The organism is Kitasatospora putterlickiae, from assembly GCF_039527695.1.
Classification (GTDB): domain Bacteria; phylum Actinomycetota; class Actinomycetes; order Streptomycetales; family Streptomycetaceae; genus Kitasatospora; species Kitasatospora putterlickiae.
In genome coordinates this window covers 1-3,359 of record NZ_BAAAKJ010000127.1, presented here as the reverse complement: position 1 = coordinate 3,359, position 3,359 = coordinate 1, and the positions used below count along the sequence as shown (strand labels likewise).

The following is a 3,359-nucleotide window of genomic DNA, read 5'->3' as shown; positions in this document are numbered from 1 at the left end:
CAGGCGGCCGGGGCGGCGGACGCGAGGCCGGTTCGCATGCGCGTGCCCCTCCTGGAGTGGTGACGGCACGTCGTCCTCCGGGCACCTCTTCCGGAGCGGCCGGAAGGCGACGCGACCCGCCCGATCGGGGTGGTGGCCCGTGAACCGTCCGGAGCGGTGGGGCCCGTCGGCGCTCGCTCCAGGGGGCCGAATTCCCGGAAGCCCTTGCCTAGGCATGTCCGCGACATGTTCCATGGTCCCATGGGGCGCAGCGAGCTCGTTCTGATGACCGATCACGGCTCGACCGAGGGCAGCCGGGAGGCGCTGGCCACCGCCGCGCACCGGCTCACCGGGCGGGCGCCGGTGCTGCTCGACGCGCGGCACTTCATGAGCGGCGGACCGCACGGGCCGGCCGGTGGCGGCCGGGTGCGCGGCAACGGCGGCGGCGACGGCGTCGTCCTGGAGGTCCCCGCCGAGGGCCTCGCGCTGGCGGCCCGGGCGGTGATCCTCTACGAGATACCGCCGCACCGGCGCCTGGAGCTCGCCGACCTCCAGCGGGCCCTGCGCGAGCACGGCGTCCGCTCGCTCGGCACCGCCGTCGGCGGCTGGCGGGCGGCCAGCGACAAGCGGCTCGCCGTCGAGTGCTTCGCCCGCGCCGGCGTCCGCCAGATGCCCACCGTCACGCTCTCCCGGCCCACCGCCGCCGAGGCCGCCGAGGTGTTCGACCGGCTCGGCGGCGACGTCTGGGCCCGTCCGGCCGTCGGCATGAGCGGGCAGGACGTCTTCCACGTCACCACCCGCGCCCAGCTCGCCGAGGCGGCCGAGTGCTACGCGCGGGCCGGCGCCGACTGGCTGCTCGCCCAGGACGCCCGCAACTTCACCGCGGACGGCCGCCGCCACCAGTACCGGGTGACCGTGCTCGGCGGGCGGGCGCTGCGCGCCGTCGAACACGTGCAGGACGACCCGGACGAGCCGTGCAACCTCGCCCGGGGCGCCGTCTCCACCCCGCTGCCGCTGGCGGAGCTGCCCGCCGGGCTGGCGGAGCTTGCGGAGGCCGCCACCGGGGCGGTGGGGCTGCCGTTCGCCGCCGTCGACCTCGCGGCGGAGAGCGGCGGCGTGGTCTTCGAGGTCAACGTCCACCCGGCGTACGGCTCGCCCGGCGCGCTGGAGGCGGTCGCCGTGCCGTACGTGGCGGCCCACCTGGAGGCGCCCGCCGGGTGATGACCGGAGTCCGCCTCCGCGCGGAAACTGACATCACGTCACACGGGAACGGCCCCGGAACGCCCGTCCCGGGACGGAAAGCCGCCGGACCCCCGGTCGAAGAGGCCCTCCGGCGGGTACTAGACTCGTGGAGGTTGTGAAGGCACCTCGTTCGGTGAGGCGTCGCCACGGACACAGGCCACTGACCCCACGACGTCGAGAGACGCCCAGGGTCAGGACAGGTCTCCCCGGCCTAAGGGGTGACCCCAAGTGGCTGCACCCCGGGAGACCGGGGCGCTACGCCGTGGCGTGCCAAAGCTCTGACGAGATCAGGGGTGCCCACCCGCCGTCGCGGCGCCCGTGCGCGTCCGTCCGGCGTGTGGAGCCTCCTGGTGGCCCGGTTACGGCGACCCCGCGCGGGCGCCCCGACGGCGAGGAGGTGAGAGCAGTGGAGTGCAGTGGCAGTCCGGGTCGAAGTCGGCCCCTCCCCAGGACGTCCCCCACTCTTCCTGGCACCCGGCACCCCTTTTCCCGTACCGCTCCCGACCCCCGCCGCCGCACCGCCCGCCGCTGATCCCGGCGAGGCCGACGCGCGGACCGGGCGCCGTGCGCGGTGGAGGACGGCCGGGCGCCTCCCGCCCGCCCCGCAGCGCGTGAACCACCGTGTTCCCGGCTGCGGCGGCCCCCGAACCGCGGAGGTACCCCGCCATGTCCGACTGGCGTGTGCGCGCCGTGCGCGCGAGCAAGCGTCCTTTCACCCGTCCCGTCACCCCGGTCGGCGGCGCGCCCGCCGAGCCGGCCCCCGAGCACTCGATGGACCCGCGCCCGGACCAGCCGGTCGAGCACGTGAGCCTGGAGCGCTCCGTCGTCGACGCGGCCGTCTACCGCGACGGTCACCGCGTGCAGTCGTCCGCCAACCTGGCCGACGTCTACCGGGAACTGCCCGGCAAGCCCGGCACCATGGCCTGGATCGGGCTCTACCGCCCCGCCGACGTCCAGCTGCTGGAGGCCGCCGAGCGGTTCAACCTGCACGAGCTGGCGGTCGAGGACGCCATCGTCGCCCACCAGCGCCCCAAGCTGGAGCGCTACGGCGACACCCTGTTCGTCGTGCTGCGCGCCGCCCGCTACCTGGACGACGTGGAGGAGGTCGACTTCGGCGAGATCCACCTCTTCGTCGGCCCCGACTTCGTCCTCACCGTCCGCCACTCCCAGGCCCCCGACCTGTCCGCCGTCCGCCGCCGGCTGGAGGCCGACCCGGAGCTGCTGGCCCTCGGCCCCGAGGCGGTGCTGTACGCGGTGCTCGACGCCGTCGTCGACGGCTACGCCCCGGTCATCGCGGGCCTGCAGCACGACATCGACGAGATCGAGACCGAGGTGTTCGGCGGCGACCCGCAGGTGTCCCGGCGCATCTACGAACTCTCCCGCGAGGTCATCGAGTTCCAGCGCGCCACCCGGCCGCTGCTGGAGATCATGAAGAGCCTGGAGGCCGGTTTCGGCAAGTACGGCACCGACGAGGAGCTCCAGCGCTACCTGCGTGACGTCGCCGACCACGCCACCTACGCCGCCGAGCGGGTCGACGGCTTCCGCCAGATGCTGCAGAACATCCTCACCGTCAACGCCACCCTGGTCTCCCAGCGGCAGAACGAGGAGATGAAGCAGCTCGCCGAGGCCGGCCACGCCCAGAACGACGAGATCAAGAAGATCTCCTCCTGGGCGGCCATCCTCTTCGCCCCGACCCTGATCGGCACCGTCTACGGCATGAACTTCGACACGATGCCGGAGCTGCACTGGGCCTTCGGCTACCCCTTCGCGATCGCCCTGATGGCCCTGGTCTGCACCAGCCTCTACTTGATCTTCAAGCGCCGCGACTGGCTGTGACGGTCGGTCGGGGCGGCCTCCGGGCGGCGGCCGGTCCAGAGGAGGGCGGCGCCGGCGAGGGCGGTGGCGCCGAGGAGCCAGCGGGGTGGGCCGGGTGGCAGGAGGGCGAGGGCGAGGCCGGCCAGGGCGCCGGACAGCTGGAGGGCGAGGGACTGGACGGAGAGGGCGGTGGCCCGGGTCTCGCTGGGGACGCGTTGGTGGAGACGGGCGCTCTGGTCCGGGCCGGCCGTCCCGAGGCCGAGGTAGGTGAGGCCGTAGCCGCAGGCGGCGGCCACGGCGGCGGCCAGGCCGGCGGCGCGCAC

Annotated in this window: 2 protein-coding genes, 1 pseudogene and 1 riboswitch; of the genes and pseudogenes, 2 read left to right on the top strand and 1 reads right to left on the bottom strand. The window is 74.7% G+C overall.

Annotated elements, in window-relative coordinates; translation table 11 throughout:
- Positions 1–240: 240 nt before the first annotated feature.
- Together ABD308_RS13510 and ABD308_RS13505 are read left to right on the top strand one after the other, a co-directional pair.
- Entirely contained in the window at positions 241–1,200 is a 960-nt protein-coding gene (locus ABD308_RS13510; protein WP_344333065.1) for an ATP-grasp domain-containing protein, read from the top strand.
- A gap of 139 nt (positions 1,201–1,339) precedes the next feature.
- Positions 1,340–1,521: riboswitch (M-box (ykoK) riboswitch) on the top strand.
- A gap of 366 nt (positions 1,522–1,887) precedes the next feature.
- Entirely contained in the window at positions 1,888–3,057 is a 1,170-nt protein-coding gene (locus ABD308_RS13505) for a magnesium and cobalt transport protein CorA (protein ID WP_344333063.1), read from the top strand.
- Here the strand turns inward: ABD308_RS13505 and ABD308_RS13500 are convergent.
- Positions 3,024–3,359: pseudogene (locus tag ABD308_RS13500) on the bottom strand (hypothetical protein); the annotation flags it as partial. The gene ABD308_RS13505 and the pseudogene ABD308_RS13500 sit on opposite strands and share 34 nt — an antisense overlap.